Here is a 22,598-nt window from a genome sequence, read left to right as displayed (position 1 = left end):
CCAGCACCCACACCCCGCCGCTTCGCGGCCGCCCCTGACTCAGGGGCTCCTTCCACCCGACGGCTTGCTCTCGTCGGTAGCGCCGCCCCATGGTCGGCGGAATGGTTCCGCCAACCCCGCTGCGCTCGCCGACCATGGGTCGGCGCTACCGCTTTTTCTTTTTTTTCATACGCGGCGGGCGGCCCCGGAATCTGTCAGAGGGCCGGGCGGTGGGGCTGGGCGGGGGCGTTGAGCGCCATGGATGGCGCGAAACGAGGCACGCATGGATGCGGCTCTTGCCGTCCCCCGTCCCAGCCCCACCGCCCGGCCCCAGCTCAGCTGCGGCTCTGCAGCCCACCGCGAGGGGGTCCAACCCGTTCGCTTACTTCTCGTCCGCCGACTCCACCACCATGTCCAGCACGTACGCCTGCGACGAGGCGTCGGCGGGCGGGTTGTCGATCTTGAAGCGCTTCACGCGCAGCACGTTGCGGATGCCCGCTTCGTGCGTGTACCCCTCGATGCCGTCGTAGAAGTTCTCGAACGCACCCGGCTCGCCCTGCTTCACGCCCTGGTCGTCGAAGCGTACTTCGCGTACCTGCAGGCACTGCTTGTCCTTGATCAGCGGGTGCGGGCACGGCTTGGTCTGCGCCGCCACTTCGAAGAACACCGTCTCACCCGGGCCACCGTAGCGGGTCTCCGCGCTGGCCTCGGGCAGGAAGACCAGCACATCGCCGTTCGCCGGGCGCAGGGTCAACTCGCCATTGTCGGCGACCTCGGCCTTCACCGCTCCCTGCAGCCGGCTGCTCAGCGCGTCATCCAGTGCCATCACGGCCGGTTCGCAGGCCATGCGCGTGGATGCCATCTGCTGGAAGGTCAGCGTGCCATCGGCCAGGGTGTAGCCACCGCTCATGCGGTTGCAGGTGTTGGACACCGCCAGGCGACCGTCGGTGAAGTCGAGCGTCACCGGCTTGTCGGTCTGCGCAAACAGGGCGTCGATGCGCTTGCCTTCCGCGGTGGTGGCGTCCTTCAATCGCCAGTGCTGGCCCTGCAGGCGCTGCGCCTGCAGGTGCGCCGCCGTCTTCAGTGCGGCCGCAGCGGCCGGCGCGCGCGCCAGGTCGTCGGCGTTGCCGGCCGGCGCCGGGTTCTCGCTGCAGGCAGCCAGCAGCATCAGGGGGAGGGACAGGATCAGCTTGCGGTTCATCGGATTCTCCTTGGATGACCTGTTTCAGAACGGATGCGCGTGGCCAACGGGGTCACGCGCAGGCGAGGGGGTTCAGTTGCCGGCCGGCAACCACAGCAGCAGCGCCGCACCCAGCGCGATGCGATAGATCGCAAACGCGGTGAACCTGTGCGACTTGATGTAGCCCAGCAGCCACTTCACCACCACGAAGCCGGTGATCACGGCAGCAATGAACGCCACGCTGACATCGGTCCAGTTTTCAGTGGCCAGCTTGCCTTCCTTGGCCAGCTCCAGGAACGCGTATGCGCTGGCGGCGAACATGGTCGGGATGCCGACCAGGAACACGAACTCGGTGGCGGCGGCACGACGGCTCAGCCCGAGCAGCATCGCCAGGAAGATCGCCGATGCCGAGCGCGACGTGCCCGGGAACACGCCCGCCACCACCTGCGCGATGCCCACGCCGATGGCCACCGTCCACGTCACCTGATCGCGATCAGGCAGGCGAGCGGTATACGCCTCCACCAACAGCATCCAGATGCCGCCGATGATCAGCGCCCACGCGACCGGGCTCACCGTCTCGGGCAGTTCCCAACCGGCCAGGCGGACCGGCAGGCCCAGCACTGCGGTGACCAGGAACGCCGCGCCGAGCTTCATCACATAGTCGCGGTTCTCACGCTGGTGCAGGCCAGTGGCCAGGGTCCACAGGCGCTGGCGGAAGACCAGCGTGATGGCCAGGATGGCGCCGGCCTGGATGATGATGTTGAAGAAATCCGAGCGCGCACCCAGCCAGTGCTGGGCGATCAGCAGATGCCCGGTGCTGGAGATGGGCAGGAATTCGGTAACGCCTTCGAGGATGCCCAGCAGAAGGGCGGAGAGCAGGTCGGACATGGGGTGGGATGGAATGGCTGACGGCAAAAGGTGCCGAAGAGGATAGACCATCTGCCCACGCACCAACCCAGTGCACGGGCCAACACGCGCACCACGATGGTGCAGTATGCGACGCACCCTTCAGGCGCACGCTCATGTAAATCAAGGGCTTGTGATGATAAAAAAGTTGGCACGGTGTGTGCTGAGGTAACCTCAGGCATTCAATTCCAACCGAGGTTGCACCCGATGTCCGTTGAAAACGTTGAGAAGCTGGTCAAGGACAACCAGATCGAGTTCGTCGATCTGCGTTTCGTCGACATGCGCGGCATCGAGCAGCACGTCACGTTCCCGGTCAGCATCATCGAAGCGTCGCTGTTCGAAGAAGGCAAGATGTTCGACGGCAGCTCCATCGCCGGCTGGAAAGGCATCAATGAATCGGACATGGTCCTGCTGCCGGATCCGTCCAGCGCCTATGTCGATCCGTTCTACGCTGATCCGACCATCGTCATCAGCTGCGACATCCTGGACCCGGCCACCATGCAGCCGTACGGCCGCTGCCCGCGCGGCATCGCCAAGCGCGCCGAAGCCTTCCTGAAGTCCAGCGGCATCGCCGAGCAGGCCTTCTTCGGCCCGGAGCCGGAGTTCTTCATCTTCGATTCGGTGCGCTTCGCCAACGATATGGGCCACACCTTCTTCCAGGTCGATTCCGAGGAAGCGGCATGGAACAGCGGCGCGAAGTACGACGGCGCCAACAGCGGCTACCGTCCGGGCGTCAAGGGCGGCTACTTCCCGGTGCCGCCGACCGATTCGCTGCACGACCTGCGCGCGGAAATGTGCAAGACGCTGGAGCAGGTCGGCATCGAAGTCGAAGTGCAGCACCACGAAGTCGCCACCGCCGGCCAGTGCGAAATCGGCACCAAGTTCAGCACCCTGGTGCAGAAGGCCGATGAGCTGCTGCGCATGAAGTACGTGATCAAGAACGTGGCGCACCGCAACGGCAAGACCGCCACCTTCATGCCCAAGCCGATCGTCGGCGACAACGGCAGCGGCATGCACGTGCACCAGTCGCTGTCCAAGGGCGGCACCAACCTGTTCTCCGGTGAAGGCTACGGCGGCCTGAGCCAGATGGCGCTGTGGTACATCGGTGGCATCTTCAAGCACGCCAAGGCCATCAACGCCTTCGCCAACGCAGGCACCAACAGCTACAAGCGCCTGGTGCCGGGCTTCGAAGCACCGGTGATGCTGGCCTATTCGGCACGCAACCGTTCGGCCTCGTGCCGCATTCCGTTCGTGACCAATCCGAAGGCGCGTCGCATTGAAATGCGCTTCCCCGATCCGATCCAGTCCGGCTACCTGACCTTCACCGTGTTGATGATGGCCGGCCTGGATGGCATCAAGAACCAGATCGACCCCGGCGCACCGAGCGACAAGGATCTGTACGACCTGCCGCCGGAAGAAGAGAAGCTGATCCCGCAGGTCTGTTCCTCGCTGGACCAGGCGCTGGAAGCGCTGGACAAGGACCGCGAGTTCCTGAAGGCCGGCGGCGTGATGGACGACGATTTCATCGACGGCTACATCGCCCTGAAGATGCAGGAAGTCACCAAGTTCCGTGCGGCGACCCATCCGCTGGAATACCAGTTGTATTACGCCAGCTGAGCACGCGCGGCGGTGGCGGAGGATACCCCTCCCACCTTCGTCATCGCCGCATCTTTTCCGGCTGGGGAGCCGGAAAGGGTGAAGCCTGCAGATGCTGCTGAAGTTGTTCCACCCGTCCAGGGGCAAGAGAGACCGGACGCGCGTCCTGGGCCTTCCTCCCTCCCGCGTCACCGGCTGTGTTTGGAGAGAGACACAGCCACCAGGGCCCAGACCACGTTCGGCGCAACAGCCACGGCCATCAGCATGATGGCCCGTGGTTGCCTGACGCCACGGCATGCACGCGCCGTGGATCCATCCACCATCGGGATATGCGCATGAAACTGATCTCCGCCATCATCCGACCGTTCAAGCTCGACGAGGTCCGCGAGGCCCTCTCCGACGCAGGCGTGTCGGGCATCACCGTGACCGAAGTGAAAGGTTTCGGTCGCCAGAAGGGGCACACCGAGCTGTACCGCGGTGCCGAGTATGTCGTCGACTTCCTGCCCAAGATCAAGATCGAAACCGTGGTGACCGACGAGCGCACCGACGCGGTGATCGAAGCGATCCAGAACGCGGCAGGCACTGGAAAGATCGGCGACGGCAAGATCTTCGTCACCCCTGTCGACCAGGTCATCCGCATCCGCACCGGCGAAATCGGCGCTGACGCGCTGTAACCACTCGGAGATCTCCCGCATGAAGATTCGACTGTTCGCCGGGTGGCAAGCCCGGTTCCATATGGTGTGCCTGATGATGCTGCTCAGCGCACTGGCCGTCGGTGCCTTCCCGGGCACGGCGCATGCCCAGGCACAGGTCACGCCCGTGCCGACGGAAGAGGTGGCCGTCGAGCCGCTCCCCGTTGACGCACCTGCCGCACCGGTCGTCGAGGCCGCCGTGGCTGCACCGGCCTACGACCACGGCGACGTGGCCTGGATGCTGACCTCCACGCTGCTGGTGCTGCTGATGGTCGTGCCCGGCCTGGCCCTGTTCTATGGTGGCCTGGTGCGTTCGAAGAACGTGCTGTCCGTGCTCAGCCAGATCCTGGTGGTGTTCTCGCTGGTGATCATCCTGTGGGTGGCCTACGGCTACAGTGCGGTGTTCAGCGAGGGCAACCCGTTCTTCGGCTCGTTCACCCAGTTCGCCTTCCTCAAAGGATTCACCCCGGACTCGGTGGGCAACACGCCGATTGCCGGCCTGCCCGACTATCTGTTCGTCGCCTTCCAGTCGACCTTCGCCGGCATCACCACCGCACTGATCGTCGGCGCGTTCGCCGAACGCATCAAGTTCAAGGCGGTGATCCTGTTCTCGGCCCTGTGGTTCACCCTGAGCTACATTCCGATGGCACACATCGTGTGGGGCGGTGGCTACCTGGGTGAGCTGGGTGCGATCGACTTTGCCGGCGGCACCGTCGTGCACATCAACGCAGGCGTGGCCGGCCTGGTCGGCGCGTACTTCGTCGGCAAGCGCATCGGCTACGGCCAGACCGCATTGAAGCCGCACAACGTGGTGTTCACCTACATCGGCGCGATGCTGCTGTGGGTAGGCTGGTTCGGCTTCAACGCCGGTTCTGCCGCCGCCGCCGATACGGTCGCGTCGCTGGCCTTCCTCAACACCATCCTGGCCACCGCCGCGGCGGTAGTGGGCTGGACGCTGGTGGAAGCGATCACCAAGGGCAAGCCGTCCGCACTGGGCGCCGCATCGGGCGCAGTGGCCGGCCTGGTCGGCATCACCCCCGCCTGCGGCACCGTGGGCCCAATGGGCGCATTGGTCATCGGCGTGGTGTCCGGCGCACTCTGCGTGTGGGGTGTCACGGGCCTGAAGCGCTTGCTGAAGGTGGATGACACCGCCGATGTGTTCGGCGTGCATGGCATCGGCGGCATCGTCGGTGCGCTGCTGACCGGTGTGTTCAGCGCGCAGTCGCTGGGCGGCACCAAGGCCGACCTGGATATCGGGCATCAGGTCTGGGTGCAGTTCGTCAGCGTGGCATTCACCATCGTCTGGTGCGCCGTGGTGACGACGCTGATCCTGCTGGTGGTGAAGGCGGTCGTCGGCCTGCGCGTGACCGAGGAAGCCGAACGTACCGGTCTGGATGTCACCTCACACGGTGAATCCGCCTACGAAGTCTGATCCATGCTGATCTGTTGATGACGCACGCATTGCGTCGTGACCGGCGGTCCGGGGGCCGCCGGTTTTTTCATGCCCTACAATCGGGGCATGACCCTCATCCGCAACTCCGCCCTGTTGCTTTCCTGTGCCCTGCTGGCCGCCTGTTCCGGCGCGCCGGTGGAAGAGCGCAATCCGCTGGCCACGTGGGTGCCATCGAGCAACCACAACGCCCGCATGCCGGTGGTCATCGTGCTGCACCACACCGACCAGCACTCGGTGCAGCAGAGCCTGGATACGCTGCGCAGCGCCAACAGCGGCGGCAAGGTCAGTGCCCATTACCTGATCGGCGCCGATGGTGCGCGCTATCAACTGGTGGCCGACGATCGCCGCGCCTGGCACGCAGGTCCCGGGCGCTGGGGCACCATCACCGACCTCAATTCGGCCTCCATCGGCATCGAGCTGGACAACGACGGTGATACGCCTTTCAGCGAGGCGCAGATCCAGTCGCTGATCGTGCTGCTGCAGGACCTGAGTACCCGCCTGCGCATTCCGCCGTCGCAGGTGATCGGCCATGCCGACCTGGCACCATCGCGCAAACAGGATCCCAGCCGCTTCTTCCCGTGGCAGCAACTGGCGCAGGCCGGCTTCGGTGTGTGGCCGCGCGACACCGACGGCATGCCGCCTGCCGGCTTCGACGCCTGGCAGGCGCTGGCCACCTTCGGCTATCCGCTGGACGACCGTGATGCGGCAGCACGCGCCTTTCATCGCCGCTTCCGCGGCAGCGATGACCTGCCGGCCGTGCTCGACACCGAAGACGCCCGCATCCTGCACTCCCTGCAGCAGCAGGCCACGACCAGGTAGAGCCGACGAGGTAGAGCCGACTTCAGTCGGCTGCCCCTCTCCCCGCCCTGACTCCGCCCACACGCCTGGCAGCGCCTTCCGACCCATATCAGCGCGCTTGCCCCGTGAATCCACCGGCATCCCCTGATGGGCCACGGCCAGGCCACGCAAGAGACTGGCGCAGGGCAGTTCCGCCCTGCACCACGACACATCACCATGAAGCCTCTCACCGCGCGAGCGCATCACCTTGCCGTTGCGCTGCTCATCTCGCTTGCCCCCGCATCCACGTGTGCGGCGGATCAGTCATTCCTGGTCCACTCCGATACCCAGTACCGGTGGTATGACGATGGCAAAAACCGTGACCCGATGGCCACCCTTAAAGCGCAGAGCAAGGCAATTGCCCGGTGGCTGGCGCGACAGCCGAAGGCCGCACCTGTATTTCTCAATGGCGACGTCACCGCCTATGGGCATGGCGACGAGTGGGAGGTCATGCTCCGCGACCTAGGCCACCGATCAATCCCGAACCGCTACTGGGGTCTGGGCAACCACGACTACGACAACAACATCAGGTTGCCTGACGGCTCGGGCTGCTTCAACAACGGGTGCGCGCGCGACTCGATCTACCACCTCGACGCGGCAACGAAGCACTGGGATCTCGACGCGTTCGACTACAGAACCCGCGATGCCGGTAAGTTCCGCTATCACGACGGTAGCTTGGCCTACAGCAAGACCATCGGCGACATCACCTTCATCCAACTGCACAACCATTACGCGTACCAGGACGAGTTCAAGAGCACCGTAGGCCTGCGCAACTATTTTTTCCGGATCACCCCTTCGCTGCACTGGTTGGAGAACGTGCTTGAAAAAGCGAAGGCGGCAGGGAAATTCGTCGTCATCAACATGCACCGCCCGCCCTTGTGGTTTGGCAGTGGCCCCGAAGCAGAGGCGGCACAGGCGAAGTTTGAAAAACTCGTCACGGATCATCGGGTGCTCGCGATATTTCATGGCCACACTCATGCTGTTGGGGCAAGAGAGCCCATTGGCCATACGCCTGTATTCGATTCAGGAGCGTCGTTCCGCAAGACCTTCCTGACCGCAGACCTGGAACTGGCTGCCAACCGACTGACGGTGTATCAGGCAAACGACAACAAAGTGTCCCAGACCCCTTACAGACAGTGCCACTGACGAAGGTGTTCGCCCCCGAGGTGGTGCTGAAGCCCACGCCCCTTGGAGAGCCGGCCCTGCTCTTTTCCTTCGGTAATACGCGTAGGGACCTGCGCGTCGGCTGGATCAAGGTGAAGCTGAGCGGAGAAAGTGCAGAGCGGGAAGGGCTCCCGAACCAGCAGATGAACGGGTTGACGCCCAAGCACGATTACGACTACGTGCTCACGGCGTATGACGCCCGGGGTGGGCAGGTGCTGGCGACATTCACCGGCAGCTTCAACTCCGGTAACGCCGAGTATCCGCCGACGGATCTCTGCTTGGGCAAATGGGACGCGGACCAAGGCCACTTCAAGCTGCACTGGGAGCGTCCATTGAACTTTCCGGCCGTCCATTACAGCTTCGTGGAAGGTTACAGCGTGGACAGCGGCGAATGGTTCCGATTCCGCGGCCCCAACGACACGAACCAAGGCAGTACGGAGCAGACCATCTACTACACAGATCGCGGTATCGCCGATCCGACGCGGCTGAACTACGCGGTCTATTACTGGTCTTCATCCCGGGGCCACACCCCTGCGGCCCTGCTCCGGGGTGAGGACTTCTTCAAGGGTGCTGGCTGTCTGCCGAAATGAGCTGACGAGGGCGACCGAGGCCCTGTTCTCACGATGTCATCATTTCCGTGAACAGGGCTTCGGCAACGTCTTACTTTCCTCACTCAGGAATGTGATCACGCCCCATAAACTGCAAAAAAACGCACAGGGGCTGCTGAATGAACCGTAGCATCGTCGCTACCGGCACAACCGGGCTGGATACCATTCTTCGGGGAGGGCTGCCCGCGTCCAGGCTGTACCTGCTGGAGGGGCAGCCCGGTTCCGGCAAGACCACGCTCGCGCTGCAGTTCCTCCTCAAAGGCGCAGAGCTGGGTGAAAGGTGCCTCTACGTTACGTTGTCCGAGACCGCAGACGAACTGGCCGAAGTCGCGCACTCGCACGGGTGGTCACTGGATGGGTTGCACCTGTTCGAACTGGCCGCTGCGCAGAACGTGTTGGGCGATGGCCAGCAGCAATCCGTGCTGCATCCGTGGGAAGTGGAGCTGGACGGCACCATCAAGCTGATCCAGGCCGAAGTGGAACGCTTGAAGCCGACCCGGATCGTATTCGATTCGCTGTCCGAGCTCCGCCTGCTGGCGCAGGATTCGCTGCGCTACCGCCGCCAGGTCCTTGCGCTCAAGCAGTACTTTTCGCCGCGCAACATCACCGTGTTCCTGGTGGACGACCTGACCGGTGGTGAGCGCGACGCGCACCTGCACAGTCTCTGTCACGGTGTGATTTCCCTTGAGCGGGTCACTCTGGATTTCGGCGCAGCACGTCGCCGCATGCAGGTGCAGAAGCTGCGTGGCGTCAACTTCATCGCCGGCTACCACGACCTGGCGCTGGTGAAGGGCGGCATGCGTATCTTCCCCCGGTTGATCGCATCGGAACACCACGTGCCTTTCGTCGGCGATCCGATCTCCAGTGGCGTTGCGGGTATCGACGCCCTGCTCGATGGCGGGCCGCTGCGTGGCACCAGTACGCTGTTGACCGGCCCGCCAGGCAGTGGCAAGACGAATGTGGCGCTCAAGTACGTCGCCACCGCCTGCGAGCGTGGAGAGCGCTGTTGTGTGTTCGAGTTCGACGAGCGCACCGGCACCCTGCTTACGCGCGCGAAGGCGCTCGGCATGGACCTGCAGGCGCACATAGACAGCGGGCTGCTGGAGCTCCGTCAAATGGACCCGGCCGAGCTGTCGCCGGGCGAGTTTGCCTGGGCCATCCGGGAGTGCGTCGAAGAGCGGGACTGCAAGTTGATCGTGCTGGACAGCCTGAATGGCTACCTGTCCTCGATGCCGCAGGAAAAGCAGCTGATGCTGCAGATGCATGAGCTGCTTTCCTACCTCAACCAGAGCGGCGTGGTGACATTCTTCATCAACCCGCAGAATGGATTGGTCGGATCGATGTCGACCGGCAACCTCAATGTGTCCTACATGGCCGACACCGTGATCATGTTCCGCTACTTCGAGGCAGGTGGCCGCATACGCAAGGCGATCTCCGTCATCAAGAGCCGCAGTGGCGCGCACGAGGATTCCATCAGGGAGCTGCGGATCGATGCGGGAGGCCTGCGCCTGAGCGAGCCGCTGAAAGACTTCAGTGGCATCCTCACCGGCACGCCGCAGTACGTGGGTGAATCAGGACCGCTGTTGGACAGCAATGCAGACCAGCGCTAGTTCCGATTCGCCAACGGTGCTGATCGTTGCGCCCTTCGGACGCGACGCGGAGACCATTGCCAAGCTGGTCGAGAAAGAGCTCGCCACGCCGAAGCGGTGTGCCACACCTGACCATGCTGCCGCCCAGCTGGACGCGAGCATCGGCGCCATCGTGCTCACCGAGGAAGCGCTCTTCGGTGACGACGCGGCGATGCTGGAGGCCGCACTGCACGCCCAGCCGGCATGGTCCGATGTGCCGGTGGTCGTGCTGCGTGCGGCGAAATCCAGGCTCGCACCGGCGCGTCCCCTGCCTGGCCACTACCCCAATCTGGTGGAGGTGGAGCGGCCGGTCGGTGCGGCGACCCTGATCAGTACGATCGCATCGGCGTTGCGCGCCCGGCAGAAGCAGTACGTCATCCGTGACCAGGTACAGCGCCTGAGCCAGAACCAGGAAACTCTGGCCCGCAGTGAGGCGGAGCTGCGCCTGATCGCCGATGCGCTGCCGGTGCTGATTGCCTTTGTCGATCCGTCACTGCGCTATGTGTTCGTCAACAAAGCCTACGAAGCGTGGCTGGACGCTCCTACGGCCGAGATCGTCGGACGGCGCCTGCCCGACATTCTCGACGCGCCCACGTGGCAGCAACGCAAGCCCTATGCAGAGCGCGCGCTCGCCGGCGAGGCGGTGCAGTTCAGCGTCAACTGGCCTACCCGCAGCGGCGAACGCCGCGCGTGCGATATCCGCTACCTGCCGCGCCGCGACAGCGCGGGCCGGGTCGACGGGTTCCATATCTTCGTCGCCGATGTCACCGCCAAGACCCTCGCGCTGGAGGCCGTGCAGCGCCAGGCCGAAGAGCTCGAGCAGAAAGTGGCCGAGCGGACCGCCGAGTTGCAGGCGCAGGTGGTCGCGCGCGCATCGACGGAGTCGGCCCTGCACCAGGCGCGCAAAATGGAGTCGGTCGGCCAGTTGACCGGTGGTATCGCGCACGACTTCAACAACATGCTGACGGGCATCATCTCGGCGCTGGACCTGATCCGGATGCGTGCCGAGAGCGGGCGCGTGGATGGCGTGGAGCGCTGGATCGACGTGGCCTCGGCATCGGCACACCGGGCCGCGGCGTTGACCCAGCGCCTGCTGGCATTTTCGCGTCGCCAGTCATTGAACTCGCAGCGCCTGTTGGTGAATGAGCTGGTCCATTCGCTCGATGACCTGATGCGCCGTACCCTGGGCGAGAAGATCCGGCTCAGCATGGACCTGGGCCACGACGTGCCCCTGGTACGCGCCGATTCCAACCAGTTGGAAAGCGCCATTCTCAACCTCACCATCAATGCGCGCGATGCCATGCCGCAAGGTGGCCAGCTGGAGATCCGCACCCGGCGCCAAGTGGTGGAAGAAGACGAGGCTGGGACCGGGGAAGACCGGCTGCGCGCAGGATGCTATGCCGTGCTGTCGGTGACTGACACCGGCGAGGGCATACCGCCGGATGTGATCGAACGGATATTCGAGCCCTTTTTCACCACCAAGCCGATCGGGCAGGGTACCGGGCTGGGCATGTCGATGATCTACGGCTTCATGCAGCAGTCCGATGGCCATGTGCGCATTGATTCCGAAGTAGGCTGTGGCACCACCGTCCGTCTTTACCTGCCCGAGTCGGTGGCCGACAGCGCGGGCGAAGGTGCCGGCGACGTACCCCAGGCCCCGCCGGAGACCGCCACGCCCACCGGTGCCGGGCAGCAGCTGCTCGTGGTGGAAGACGATGCACAGGTCCGCACGCTGGTGACCGAGGTGCTGACCGAGCTGGGCTATGCGGTGACGGTAGTCGAGGATGGAGATGCGGCGCTGAAGGTCCTGCAATCCCGGCACGTGGATGCACTGGTCACCGATGTCGGGCTGCCAGGCCTCAACGGACGCCAGCTCGCGGAGATCGCCCGGCAGACCCAACCCACGCTGCCGGTGCTGTTCATGACCGGCTATGCCGAGGCAGCGCGGGATCAATCCGAGTTCCTGGAGGCGGGCATGCACATGATCGGCAAGCCGTTCTCGTTGAGTGACTTCGGCGATGCGGTCGCCCAGCTGTTCCTGCCGTGATGGGGCGGCGCTGACGTTCACTCTCGTCGCCGTTATGCACTACATTGGTGCAATGACTGCTTCTTCTCCTGCGCCGGCTATCGACCAACTCGGCACGCCCCTCGCCTGGGCGGATGCCGAAGGTCGCATTACCGGTTGCAACCCGGCGTTTGCGCGTTGGCTGGGGGTCAGTGGTAGGAGGTTGATCGGCAAGCCACTGGTCGCGCTGGAGACGCAGGGCGAAGCGCTGGCGCATTTCCTGTCACGTGACGAGCGCGACAGCCTGCGCCTGCATCGTCTGGCACTGGGCATGCCGGGTGAGGGCGCACGCTTTGCCGAAGGCTGGATGAGCCGCCTGGATGACGGCGGGTGGTTGCTGGAGGCGCATCCGGTGGATGAGTTCCCCGGTCTCGACCCGACCACCGCGCTGCCGAGCGCACTCAGCGCCGCCTTGAAAGGACTGGCCCACGAACTGCGCAACCCCTTGGCGGGATTGAAGGGTGCCGCGCAGCTGCTGGCGCGCCGGGTGCATCACCGGGATGCCGATGAGCGTGAACTGGTGGAGCTGATCGGCACGGAGATCGAGCGGCTGAACAGCCTGCTGGATCAACTGCTGTCACCCGCGCCGGCGGCGCCACACGCCGCACTGAACATCCATGCGGCGTTGGAACAGGTCCTGCGCCTGGCAGAAAGTGAAGCCGGCTGGGCAGTGCGCCTGCAGCGCGACTATGACCCCAGCATCCCCGAGTTCAGTGGCGATGCCGATCGACTCAACCAGGCGGTGTGGAACCTGGTACGCAACGCCATGCAGGCGGGTGCCGGCGGCATCACCCTGCGTACGCGCGTGGAGCATGGCGTGCGCATCGCCGAGCAGTTGCACCCGATGGCGCTGCGGCTGGAAATCGCCGACGACGGCCGGGGCGTACCGGAGGAGCTCGCCGAGCATCTGTTCCTGCCGCTGGTCAGCGGGCGTGCGGAAGGCACGGGCCTGGGCTTGGCACTGGCACAGCAGGTGGCACGCGAGCACCGCGGCACGCTGACCTATCGCTCGCGACCCGGGCATACCGTGTTTACGTTGCTGCTTCCGATCAGCACTCCTTCTTTACGCGAGGACGCCGCGCATGGCTGATCTGCCTGACACCGCGCATGGCGGCCACCGCGTATGGGTGGTCGATGATGACCGAGCCGTGCGCTTCGTTCTCAGCACGGCCCTGCGCGATGCCGGCTACCGCGTCGAAAGCTTCGACAGCGCCGCCGCCGCGCTCGACGCGTTGGACCGGCAAACGGTGCCTGCCCTGCTGTTCACCGACGTGCGCATGCCGGGCGATGACGGCCTGGTGCTGCTGGATAAACTGAAAGCGGCGCACCCGCAGCTGCCGGTCATCGTCATGTCGGCGTATACCGATGTGGCCAGCACAGCGGGTGCATTCCGCGGTGGCGCACACGAGTACCTTTCCAAGCCGTTCGATCTGGACGACGCCGTCGCGCTGGCCCGCCGTGTGCTGCCTGATGGCGAAGCCGAAGCCGAGTTGACCGATACGCCGTCGCCGGCTGATGCCGCCACCCGGGACCAAGCACCGCAACTGGTGGGCGATACCCCGGCGATGCGCGCGCTGTTCCGTGCCATAGGCAAGCTGGCGCAGGCACCCTTGGCGGTCCTGATCACCGGCGAAACCGGCACCGGCAAGGAGCTGGTGGCGAGCGCGCTGCACCGTGAATCGCCACGGGCGGGTGCGCCGTTCGTGGCCCTGAACACGGCCGCCATTCCGGCCGAGCTGCTGGAAAGCGAGCTGTTCGGCCATGAAGCCGGTGCGTTCACCGGTGCCCAGCGCCGCCACATCGGCCGGTTCGAACAGGCCGACAAGGGCACGCTGTTCCTCGATGAAATCGGCGACATGCCGCTCGCCCTGCAGACCCGGCTGCTGCGCGTGCTGGCGGAGGGCGAGTTCTTCCGCGTAGGAGGGCGTGAGTTGATCCACGTCGATGTGCGGGTGGTGGCGGCGACCCACCAGGACCTTGAAGGGCTGGTCGCACAAGGGCGTTTCCGTGCCGATCTGTTGCACCGGCTGGATGTGGTGCGCTTGCAGCTGCCGCCTCTGCGCGAGCGCCGCGACGACATCGGGCAGTTGGCGATGACGTTCCTTGCGGCCGCCACGCACAAGCTGGAGGGTCCGCCCAAGCGGCTCACCGCAGCGGCACTGCAGGCGCTGCGCGAACATGAGTGGCCGGGCAACGTGCGTGAACTGGAGAACGTGTGCTGGCGCATGGCGGCGCTGGCGGCGAGCGACACGATCGGCGTGGCCGACGTGGAGATGGCTGTGAACCGGGGCGGCACGCGGAGCGCTGCGCGCCCGGCGGTCGCCGATCCAGGCCAATGGGAAGTGCTGTTGTCGCAATGGGCCAAACAGCGCCTGGCCGAGGGCGCTGAGGGCCTGCATGCCCAGGTGCGCGAGCGGGTGGACCATGCCTTGCTGGATGCCGCATTGCAGCTCACCCACGGCCGCCGCGCCGAAGCCGCAGCCCGATTGGGCTTGGGCCGCAACACATTGACCCGCAAACTGGGTGCCGGCCGCCGCCGCAGCTGACCTCATTTTTCCGTCCCTGCGCGTCCGCACGACGCGGCGTTGATGCGCCATGGACAGGGATGCCCGTAACGTGCCCTGCAAGGAGTCCACCATGACCTCAATCCGTTTGATCCTGCCGGCTGCGGCTGGCCTGTTCCTCGCGGCCTGCGGCACCACGCCGTCCCCGCCTCCCGCGCCGCCCGTGGCCGTCAGCGTGGTCAGCACGGCGCAGATGGCCGAGAGCAATCTGTCACCGGCCTCTGCCAGCATCGTCAGCGGCCGCTTGGCCTTGGTGCCGGAAGCGGGCGGCGTGCATGTCACCGGCATGATCGGCGGGCTGCAGCCGTTGCAGCAGCCCGGCTTCCACGTACACGAGCGTGGCGATTGCAGCGCCGTGGATGCCAGCAGCGCCGGCAATCATTTCAACCCTACCCAGCAGCCGCACGGCGCACCGGGCACGGGGCCGCATCACCTGGGTGACATGCCCAACCTGCGCGCCGATGCGCAGGGGCGTGCCAACGTCGACATCCATCTGCGAGGCGTCACCCTGGGGGGAGGCGCTGCCAATGACATCGGCGGACGTGCCCTCATCGTGCACGCCCAGCCCGACGACCATCGCAGCCAGCCGGCTGGCAATGCCGGCGCCCGTATCGCCTGCGGCATCATCCGCATCACGAAGTAGGACTTCGCTGCAGGTTTCGTACTCACCTATCTGGAGAACCACCCGATGCGCCTGATCCATACCTCGATGTTCGTCGCGCTGGCCGCGTTTGGCCTGACCGCCTGCAACAAGCAGCCCGACACCGCCACGGACGCCGCCGCCGCTCCGGCCGAAGCCACCGCCCCCGCCGCCACCCCGGCGGATGCACCGCCGCCGATGGAAGCCGCGTCTGCGGCCACCGCCGTCGCCGAGCTGGCGCCGACCCAAGGCAATGAAACCAAAGGCTCGGTCAGCTTCAAGGTGGTGGACGGGCGCGTACACGTCACCGGCCAGGTCAGCGGCCTGAAGCCGGGCAGCGAGCACGGCTTCCACATCCATGAAAAGGGCGATTGCAGCGCACCGGACGGCGCCAGCGCCGGCGGCCACTTCAATCCCGGCACGCAGGATCACGGCAGCGTGGCCAGCGATCCGCATCACGGCGGCGACATGCCGAACATCAAAGCCAACGCCGAAGGCATCGCCACCATCGACGCACCGGTGTCGACCAACGTCAACATCGGCAAGGGGGATGGCTTTGACATCATCGGCCGCGGCCTGATCGTCCACGCCGATGCAGACGACTACAAGACCCAGCCCACCGGCAACGCCGGCGCCCGCCTGGCCTGCGCGGTCATCAAGGCGCAGTAAGCCTCTCGTAACAACGCAGCAACCCGAAAAAAGGAACGCCGGCGAAAGCCGGCGTTCCTTTTCTGCTCCTGATCTTCCTGCCCTACCGCGTGCGCAGCCAGCTGACTGACAGGAGGCGGTGGGCATGCCATTGCAGGACCTTGTGAGGCAGGAGCCGAACATGAGCCCCCATGGGTGAGAGCGCATTGCTTGCGAGGCATTGCCTCGCATGCGCTCGAACGCACAGCCGCCAGCGGCTGGGCCGGGCCGCGGAGCGGGGTTCACGGCGTGTCCTGCAATGGCATGCCCACCGCCTCATCCACTGAGAACGAGGCGCGAGCACGCAAAAAACTAACGTTCCAACAACGCCCGCGCGTCCTGGCCTGCCTCGCAGTGCACGAACAGCACCGGCACGCCGTGGGCTTCCAGCACCGCCGCCATCTGCCGCTGGCGCATCAGGTACTGCTCATAGATACCCTTCAGCCGCTCGCAGTCCTTCTTGCCGTGCGAATAGTGCGCGCACCACCCGGCCGGATCGAACAACGCCATGCGCGCCTCGCCGTGGGTGTAGCGCAGCAGCGGCTCCGGCGCGGCGTCCAGCCACTCATCGGTGCCCGCCTCCATGATCGCCGTCTCGATCAACGGCCACAGGGCGGCCAATCCCTGGTTGTCGTACTGCATCGACATCATCGCCGCCAGGTCATTCACGGTGAAATAGCGCGCGTGTTCCACGCGGGCACCGAACGCCTTCTGTGCCAGCAGCGCGGTGTCGGCGTGTGCCATTCCTTCCGCCAGCAGCAGCGTCTCCAGCGCATCGGACACGGCGGCCGTCGTCGCCGCATCGCTGCCCGTCAGCAGGAACGGCACCACCCGCAGTCCACCCCCCTTCAAGGAGGGATCCGCCTGGAAAGGCAGTGGCACGTCGCCGCTTGCATCCGCGCCGAACGCCAGCAGGCGCGGGCCCTCGCTGCGGCCGGGCGCGCGCATCTGCAGTTCTTCCAGGCGCCGATGGATCGGCCAGCCCGGGCGCAGCACTTCGGCGGGATCGAAATGGGCGGCGGCAAACACCAGGTCGAGTTCACTGGCCTGTGGCACCAGCTTGGCCAGATCGCGACCTACGCGCTCGGCCAGTTCACCGGATTGTTCGGCGGTGAGTGCGGCGTGGCGGGGCGACTCGCCGTCGGCGAGCTCAAGGGCGAGCACGCCGAGGGCGTTCATGCCGGGGTTGGTTTTGCTCATGGTTTCACGGTTGGCCCATCACAGGGCGGCAGCTACACTTGGGACCATTATGCCTGCGCCTTCGTGCAGGCCATGTTGCAGACACCCTATCCCATGCCAGGTATGTCCATGCCCAACGCCCGACCCGTCGCCATCCTCGGTGGCGTCCGTATTCCGTTCTGCCGCCAGAACACCGCGTATTCGGACGTCGGCAACCTCGGCATGTCCGTACGTACGCTCGGCGCCCTGGTCGAACGGTTCGGCCTGCACGGCCAACAGCTCGGCGAAGTAGCAATGGGAGCGGTGATCAAGCACTCCAGTGACTGGAACCTGGGCCGTGAGGCCGCGCTTTCATCCGGACTGTCCCCGCTCACCCCCGGCATCACCATGCAGCGTGCGTGCGGCACCTCGCTGGACACCATCATCGCGGTGGCCAACAAGATCGCTCTCGGGCAGATCGAGTCCGGCATCGGCGGCGGTTCCGATACCACTTCGGATGTGCCGATCGTCTATGGCAAGAAGCTGCGTGCACGCCTGCTGGCTGCCAATCGTGCCAAAAGCACCGGCGACAAGCTGCGTGCCTTGACCAGCGGTTTCAAGCTCAGTGAACTGAAGCCCGAGTTTCCCGGTGTGGCCGAGCCGCGCACCGGCAAGAGCATGGGCGACCACTGCGAAGACATGGCCAAGGAATGGAACATCTCGCGCGATTCGCAGGATGAGTGGGCCGTGTCGTCGCACAAGAAGCTGGCGGCCGCGTACGAACGCGGCTTCTTCACCGATCTGATCGCGCCGTTCCGCGGCGTGGAGCGCGACAACATCCTGCGTGCCGATACGTCACTGGAAAAGCTGGCTACGCTGAAGCCTGCCTTCGACCGCGTGTCCGGCCGTGGCACGCTGACCGCCGCCAATTCGACGCCGCTGACCGATGGGGCATCTGCCGTATTGCTGGCGAGCGAAGAGTGGGCGCGCTCGCATGGCCACACGCCGTTGGCCTACCTGCGCGATTCGCAGGTGGCCGCCGTGGATTTCGTGCACGGCGAAGGGCTGTTGATGGCCCCGACCGTGGCCGTGCCGGACATGCTGAAGCGCAATGGCCTGACCTTGCAGGACTTCGATATCTACGAAATCCATGAAGCGTTCGCCGCCCAGGTGCTGTGCACGCTGCGCGCATGGGAGAGCGAGGATTACTGCCGGAATCGCCTGGGCCTGGATGCCCCGCTGGGTCGCATCGACCCGGAGAAGATCAACCCGTTGGGTTCTTCGCTGGCGACGGGCCATCCGTTTGCCGCCACCGGTGCCCGCGTGATCGCCACGGCAGCCAAGCAGCTCGCCGAACGCGGTGGTGGCCGCGCGTTGGTATCGATCTGCACCGCCGGCGGCATGGGCGTGGTGGCGATCGTCGAACGCTGACCGGCTGGTAGCGCCGAGCCATGCTCGGCGAGCGCAGCGGCAGCGCGATCCAGGATTCCGCCGAGCATGGCTCGGCGCTACCAAGGGTCTGTGCGCGGATCAGGGAACGCGCGGGAACCCGTTTTCGTCGCGTGGTTCACGGGCGTCGTACACCGGCGGTACCGGAGTCATGACCTGCTCTTCCACAGTGGCACGCGGCGCGCTTGCCAGCGCGTCGGTACGCACCAGGGCGACGCTGTCTTCGCCACGCTGCTCACGCAGCGCATTGGTCAGGCACTGAGCCGCCAGCTGCGGTTCGCCACGGGCCAGCAGCGAGGCACCCAGTGCTTCCCATGCCGACGCCCCAGCACCGCCCGCAATCGCTTCGTGCAGCAGCACTTCGGCTTCTTCATGGCGACCCTGTGCCAAGGCGACGCGACCCTGTGCCAGCAGCAGCGCAGACGAATCGCCGTGGGTCCGGCGCCAGCGCACCAGGTTGGCGTCACGCGTGGCCAGGCGTGATGCCGGCAGTACGCCGTACAGTTCCACCAGCTCATCGCTCCAACGCTGGTCCAGCGCCTGTTCCAACGCGAGCAATGCAGGCTCATCCCAATCCAGTGCCACGGCGCGGGCGGCATACGCCGACACCACCGCCGGATCCGAGCGCAGCGTCTTCGGCATGGTTTCCCACTGTGCAGCAAGCGCGTTCACGTCCGCCGCTTCCAGCAACGCCTGCGCGGCGAGTCGGGCTTCCAGCGTGGTCAATGCATCGGCCGGCAGCACCTTGCTCTGGCGCAGCGCACCCAGTTGGCCATACGCCTCATGCGCCCGCCCGGCACGCGCCAGCGCCTCACTGCGCAGCCACAGGCCGCGCGGCGGCAGCGGCTGCAGGTTGGCCGCATCCAGCGTGTTGATCGCATCCACCGGCAGGTCGTCGGCCAGCTGTTGCTCTGCGCGCAGCAGGGCCTGGCTGGTCGCATCGGTCGTCGCCAGACGCTGCAGGTAAGCCTGGCTGGTCACATCGTCGCCGCGCGCACGCGCGCTGCGTGCCGCATTGGTCAGCGCAATGGCGGTCACCTCTTCATCCTGCGCGGCGCCGTCGAGCAGCTTCTCGGCACGTTGCCACTGGCCATGTTCATAGGCCTGCAGGCCATCGACCAGACGCACGCGCCCCTGCTTGCGGCGATAGCGGCCCCAAGCGCGGAACGGTGAGGCGATCAGGCTCCAAAGCAGCCACAGCACCAGCAGCACCACCAGGGTCAGCAACACCACCTGCGGCAGCGTGCTGCGGTAGTCGGTGCCGCCATAACGGAAGATCACTTCGCCGTACTGGCGGAGGTCATTGGCACCCAGCCACTGGGCGCCGATCACGCCCACCGCCACGGCCAACAACAGCACGATCAAGGATTGCAACGGCTTCATAACGGGGTCTCTCCATCTCGCAAAGTGCGCAGTTGCTGCAGGGTGCTGCCCAGTTCCGGCGCGTCCAGGCGCAGCGGCGCCGAGCGCAATGCAGTGAGTTCAGCACGCTGCCTGCGCAGGGCCGGTGAATCTGGCCAGAGCGCGGTCATCCCGCGTTCAATCCGGTCCAACGCCTGCCGCAACGCGGGGCGATCCCCGCGCTCGACGGCAGCGCGGGCAAGGGTCAATTCCAGCTGCAGCGCATCGGCAGCGACAGTACGGTCGGCAGCGGTCAACGGGCCGTTGACCGCGCTGGGCGTTATTTCGACGAAGGCGGCCAAGGCGATCTGCCACCACGGCCGTGCATCGCCCGTCGCCGTGCCACTGGCCTGCGCCGCTGTCCCGTGCACCGGCAGGGTCTGCATGGCCTCTGCCAGCGCAGCCAACCGCAGGCGGGCCTGCGCGCGCGGGCCGGTACCCAGCGCATCCAATGCATTGCGCTCCTGCATCAGGGCCTGGCGAAGGTTCAGTGCGTCCGCAGAGGGCAGGTCATCCAGTTGCGCCGCCGCCAGCGCGTACAGCCGGCGGGCACCGTCCAGATCATCGGCCGCGTCCAGCCGTTGCGCGGCCTGGGTGAGCAGCAGCTCGGCCTCGTCACGGTGCAGGGCTTGGCTGTCTTGGCGGGTCGTTTCCGCCAGCCGCGCCAGGTTTTCCTCGAGCAGCGCACTGCGCTGGCCGAGTCCCAGCACCTCATCGCGCAGCACGCGGTTGGCACTGGCCGCATCCTGCAGGCGCGCGCTGGTGGCGCGCTGATCGCGACGCAGCGCATCGACCGTATCCAGCAGACCCTGCAGGCGCACCGCGTCGGCCTGCGACTGCAGACGCGCCCGTTCCTGCCCTTGCTGCCAGGCATGCCAGCCCCAGCCGCTCGCGGCGACGAGCAGCAGCACGATGATCAACGGAGCGATCCAGCGCAGCGCGCGGCGCGGGGGAAGCGGAGCGGGGGTTTCGTTCATGCACGGTGTCTCAAACGGCCGCGTCGACCAACACGGTACGCGGCGCAGCGCACAGCATCACCGTTGCACGCAGAAGCAGCAAGCGGCCCGCCTCCGCCGCAGCCCGGTAGAGCCGGCTTCAGCCGGCTGCTCATCGACCCAGGTAGAGCCGGCTTCAGCCGGCTGCACACCGACCCCCGGTAGAGCCGGCTTCAGCCGGCTGCACGTCGATCCGGACCCGCCCGAACATGGGGCGAACCGCAGCCGACTGAAGTCGGCTCTACCCGTCCGGCATCGCCCCTTCCGGCATCGCCCCGTCCGGCATCGCCCGGTGGGCGAGCTGACGGCACGCGGCCGCCATCTGCTGCGGGGTGGGGCCGTCCGCCACGACGACGTGCGCGAAACCCAACCCCTGCACCTGGACGCGCAATCGCTCGCTCGCCACGACCACGCCCATCCGTGCCTGCCACCTGGCCTGCCAGTCCGGCGTCAGCTGCGCCCATACACGCTCCAGCGCCTCGCCGCTGCTCACCGCCAGCACCCACGGCTGCGGCGACCTCGACAGCCGCGCCAACCCCCGCGGCGGCACCCGCAGCGGCACCCGCTGATACACATCGGCGCGCACCAGCTGCGCTCCGCGTTCCTGCAGTTGTGCGGCGATCAGCCCGCGTCCGCCGGGCGCGGTCACCAGCCCCACCGTCTGCCCGCGCACCGCTGCCAGCGCCGGCAGCGCCAACAGGCCCTCGCTGTCCATCCGTTGCGGAGCCATGGCGTGATCGATGCCGACCGCCCGCAGCGCGCGCAGCGTGCCCTCACCGACCGCCAGCCAAGGCCGCGATGGCGCATCCTGAAGCGGGAGTGCACCGGAAGCCGCCACCACCGCTGCCGGGCTGGTGAAGATCACCCGGGAGGCCTGCAAGGCCTGCTGCAGCTGCCGCAAAGCAGGGTCGCCAAGCCGCCGTTGCAGTCGCCACGGCGACAGCGCGATCATGAATGCGCACGGATCGGACAAGGCGTCAGCCACCGCGCCGTGCTGTCCCTGCGGTCGCAGCGACACCAGTGTCCAACCACACGGTTTCGTACGTTTATCCATTGCCGTCATTATGCGGGCCCGCGTTGTTGCAGGTGTAACTGCTGATGTCCGCCGAACCCGTTTCATCCTCGCTGCTGGTCCTGCAGGACGTGCTGGACAGCATGCCGCCGGTGCGTGCCATGCAACTCCGCCTGGAAGGCTATGCCGATGGCCAGTTGCAGCTGAGCGCGCCCTTGGCGGTCAACGTCAACGACAAAGGCAACGCCTTCGGTGGCAGCCTGGCCTCCGCGATGACCCTGTCCGGCTGGGCGCTGGTCACCCTGCGCCTGCGCTTGGCCGGCTTCGAGGCCGAGGTCTACGTAGCCGACAGCCAGCTGCGCTACCGCGCGCCGGTGTATGGCGATCTGCACGCACAGGCGGAAATCGCCCCGGACAGTGACTGGGACACCTTCCTGGCCACCTTCAAGCAGCGCGGCAAGGCGCGCATCGGCGTGGTGGCCGTGCAGCCGGGCAGCGATGGCAAGCCCGCCGCCGAGCTGAGCGGCCGTTTCGTCGCCTTCGCCAAAGGGTAGGATGGCACCCTGATGCCTTGGGGAGCCTAC

At 66.2% G+C, this 22,598-nt stretch carries 20 protein-coding genes; 14 read left to right on the top strand and 6 right to left on the bottom strand.

What is annotated here, in order from left to right; all coding sequences use genetic code 11:
* Positions 1 to 361: 361 nt before the first annotated feature.
* Positions 362 to 1,180 carry an META and DUF4377 domain-containing protein gene (locus IFT58_RS18130; protein ID WP_192096456.1) on the bottom strand — a complete coding sequence of 273 codons (819 nt, stop codon included), beginning with the start codon at positions 1,178 to 1,180 and terminating at the stop codon, positions 362 to 364.
* A 72-nt stretch (positions 1,181 to 1,252) separates the two neighbouring features.
* Entirely contained in the window at positions 1,253 to 2,047 is a 795-nt protein-coding gene (locus tag IFT58_RS18125; RefSeq protein ID WP_188325649.1) for an undecaprenyl-diphosphate phosphatase, read from the bottom strand.
* Between the two features lie 225 nt (positions 2,048 to 2,272).
* Between IFT58_RS18125 and glnA the strand changes: the two genes are divergently transcribed.
* The 12 genes from glnA (at position 2,273) to IFT58_RS18065 (ending at position 15,981) form a co-directional block, all read left to right on the top strand.
* Positions 2,273 to 3,682, top strand: coding sequence for a type I glutamate--ammonia ligase (glnA, locus tag IFT58_RS18120; RefSeq protein WP_188325650.1), 1,410 nt, complete (start codon positions 2,273 to 2,275; stop codon positions 3,680 to 3,682).
* A gap of 314 nt (positions 3,683 to 3,996) precedes the next feature.
* Positions 3,997 to 4,335 (top strand): P-II family nitrogen regulator, encoded by a 339-nt coding sequence (locus IFT58_RS18115; RefSeq protein WP_188325651.1) that lies wholly within the window; start codon positions 3,997 to 3,999, stop codon positions 4,333 to 4,335.
* A gap of 19 nt (positions 4,336 to 4,354) precedes the next feature.
* Entirely contained in the window at positions 4,355 to 5,785 is a 1,431-nt protein-coding gene (gene amt / locus IFT58_RS18110) for an ammonium transporter (RefSeq protein WP_192096454.1), read from the top strand.
* 87 nt (positions 5,786 to 5,872) lie between these two features.
* Entirely contained in the window at positions 5,873 to 6,625 is a 753-nt protein-coding gene (locus tag IFT58_RS18105; protein ID WP_192096452.1) for an N-acetylmuramoyl-L-alanine amidase, read from the top strand.
* Positions 6,626 to 6,820: 195 nt separating this feature from the next.
* A complete protein-coding gene (locus IFT58_RS18100) occupies positions 6,821 to 7,789 on the top strand; it encodes a metallophosphoesterase (protein ID WP_192096450.1) in 969 nt (322 codons plus the stop codon).
* Between the two features lie 5 nt (positions 7,790 to 7,794).
* Positions 7,795 to 8,397 (top strand): hypothetical protein, encoded by a 603-nt coding sequence (locus tag IFT58_RS18095; protein ID WP_192096448.1) that lies wholly within the window; start codon positions 7,795 to 7,797, stop codon positions 8,395 to 8,397.
* A 137-nt stretch (positions 8,398 to 8,534) separates the two neighbouring features.
* The gene (locus tag IFT58_RS18090; RefSeq protein ID WP_192096446.1) at positions 8,535 to 10,025 is read left to right on the top strand and encodes an ATPase domain-containing protein; all 1,491 of its coding nucleotides are present in this window, start codon (positions 8,535 to 8,537) and stop codon (positions 10,023 to 10,025) included.
* Positions 10,009 to 12,090: a PAS domain-containing sensor histidine kinase gene (locus IFT58_RS18085; protein ID WP_192096444.1), complete on the top strand. Its 2,082-nt coding sequence runs from the start codon at positions 10,009 to 10,011 to the stop codon at positions 12,088 to 12,090. The genes IFT58_RS18090 and IFT58_RS18085 overlap by 17 nt, the downstream gene beginning before the upstream one ends.
* A gap of 52 nt (positions 12,091 to 12,142) precedes the next feature.
* Positions 12,143 to 13,198 (top strand): ATP-binding protein, encoded by a 1,056-nt coding sequence (locus tag IFT58_RS18080; protein ID WP_192096442.1) that lies wholly within the window; start codon positions 12,143 to 12,145, stop codon positions 13,196 to 13,198.
* Position 13,199: 1 nt separating this feature from the next.
* Positions 13,200 to 14,654: a nitrogen regulation protein NR(I) gene (gene ntrC / locus IFT58_RS18075; RefSeq protein ID WP_192096460.1), complete on the top strand. Its 1,455-nt coding sequence runs from the start codon at positions 13,200 to 13,202 to the stop codon at positions 14,652 to 14,654.
* 91 nt (positions 14,655 to 14,745) lie between these two features.
* On the top strand, positions 14,746 to 15,315 hold the full coding sequence (locus tag IFT58_RS18070; protein ID WP_188325658.1) for a superoxide dismutase family protein: 570 nt from the start codon (positions 14,746 to 14,748) through the stop codon (positions 15,313 to 15,315).
* A gap of 45 nt (positions 15,316 to 15,360) precedes the next feature.
* On the top strand, positions 15,361 to 15,981 hold the full coding sequence (locus IFT58_RS18065) for a superoxide dismutase family protein (protein ID WP_192096436.1): 621 nt from the start codon (positions 15,361 to 15,363) through the stop codon (positions 15,979 to 15,981).
* Positions 15,982 to 16,311: 330 nt separating this feature from the next.
* Here the strand turns inward: IFT58_RS18065 and IFT58_RS18060 are convergent, their stop codons facing one another.
* Positions 16,312 to 17,199: a hypothetical protein gene (locus IFT58_RS18060; RefSeq protein ID WP_192096434.1), complete on the bottom strand. Its 888-nt coding sequence runs from the start codon at positions 17,197 to 17,199 to the stop codon at positions 16,312 to 16,314.
* 93 nt (positions 17,200 to 17,292) lie between these two features.
* Here IFT58_RS18060 and IFT58_RS18055 point away from each other — a divergent pair, with 93 nt between their 5' ends.
* A complete protein-coding gene (locus IFT58_RS18055) occupies positions 17,293 to 18,588 on the top strand; it encodes an acetyl-CoA C-acetyltransferase (RefSeq protein ID WP_192096458.1) in 1,296 nt (431 codons plus the stop codon).
* A gap of 99 nt (positions 18,589 to 18,687) precedes the next feature.
* Here IFT58_RS18055 and IFT58_RS18050 read toward each other — a convergent pair whose 3' ends face one another.
* The 3 genes from IFT58_RS18050 to IFT58_RS18040 form a co-directional block, all read right to left on the bottom strand.
* A complete protein-coding gene (locus tag IFT58_RS18050) occupies positions 18,688 to 19,989 on the bottom strand; it encodes a heme biosynthesis HemY N-terminal domain-containing protein (RefSeq protein WP_192096432.1) in 1,302 nt (433 codons plus the stop codon).
* Entirely contained in the window at positions 19,986 to 20,984 is a 999-nt protein-coding gene (locus IFT58_RS18045; RefSeq protein WP_192096430.1) for a uroporphyrinogen-III C-methyltransferase, read from the bottom strand. Before IFT58_RS18045 ends, IFT58_RS18050 begins: the two co-directional genes overlap by 4 nt.
* Before the next feature lie 259 nt (positions 20,985 to 21,243).
* Positions 21,244 to 22,056: a uroporphyrinogen-III synthase gene (locus IFT58_RS18040; protein WP_192096428.1), complete on the bottom strand. Its 813-nt coding sequence runs from the start codon at positions 22,054 to 22,056 to the stop codon at positions 21,244 to 21,246.
* 44 nt (positions 22,057 to 22,100) lie between these two features.
* Here IFT58_RS18040 and IFT58_RS18035 point away from each other — a divergent pair, with 44 nt between their 5' ends.
* Positions 22,101 to 22,568, top strand: a complete 468-nt coding sequence (locus tag IFT58_RS18035) for a YiiD C-terminal domain-containing protein (RefSeq protein WP_188325664.1) — start codon at positions 22,101 to 22,103, stop codon at positions 22,566 to 22,568.
* Positions 22,569 to 22,598 lie beyond the last annotated feature (30 nt).

The sequence above is a fragment of the Stenotrophomonas sp. CFBP 13718 genome, assembly GCF_014842145.1.
Taxonomy (GTDB): domain Bacteria; phylum Pseudomonadota; class Gammaproteobacteria; order Xanthomonadales; family Xanthomonadaceae; genus Stenotrophomonas.
This window is presented reverse-complemented; position numbering and strand designations above follow the sequence as displayed.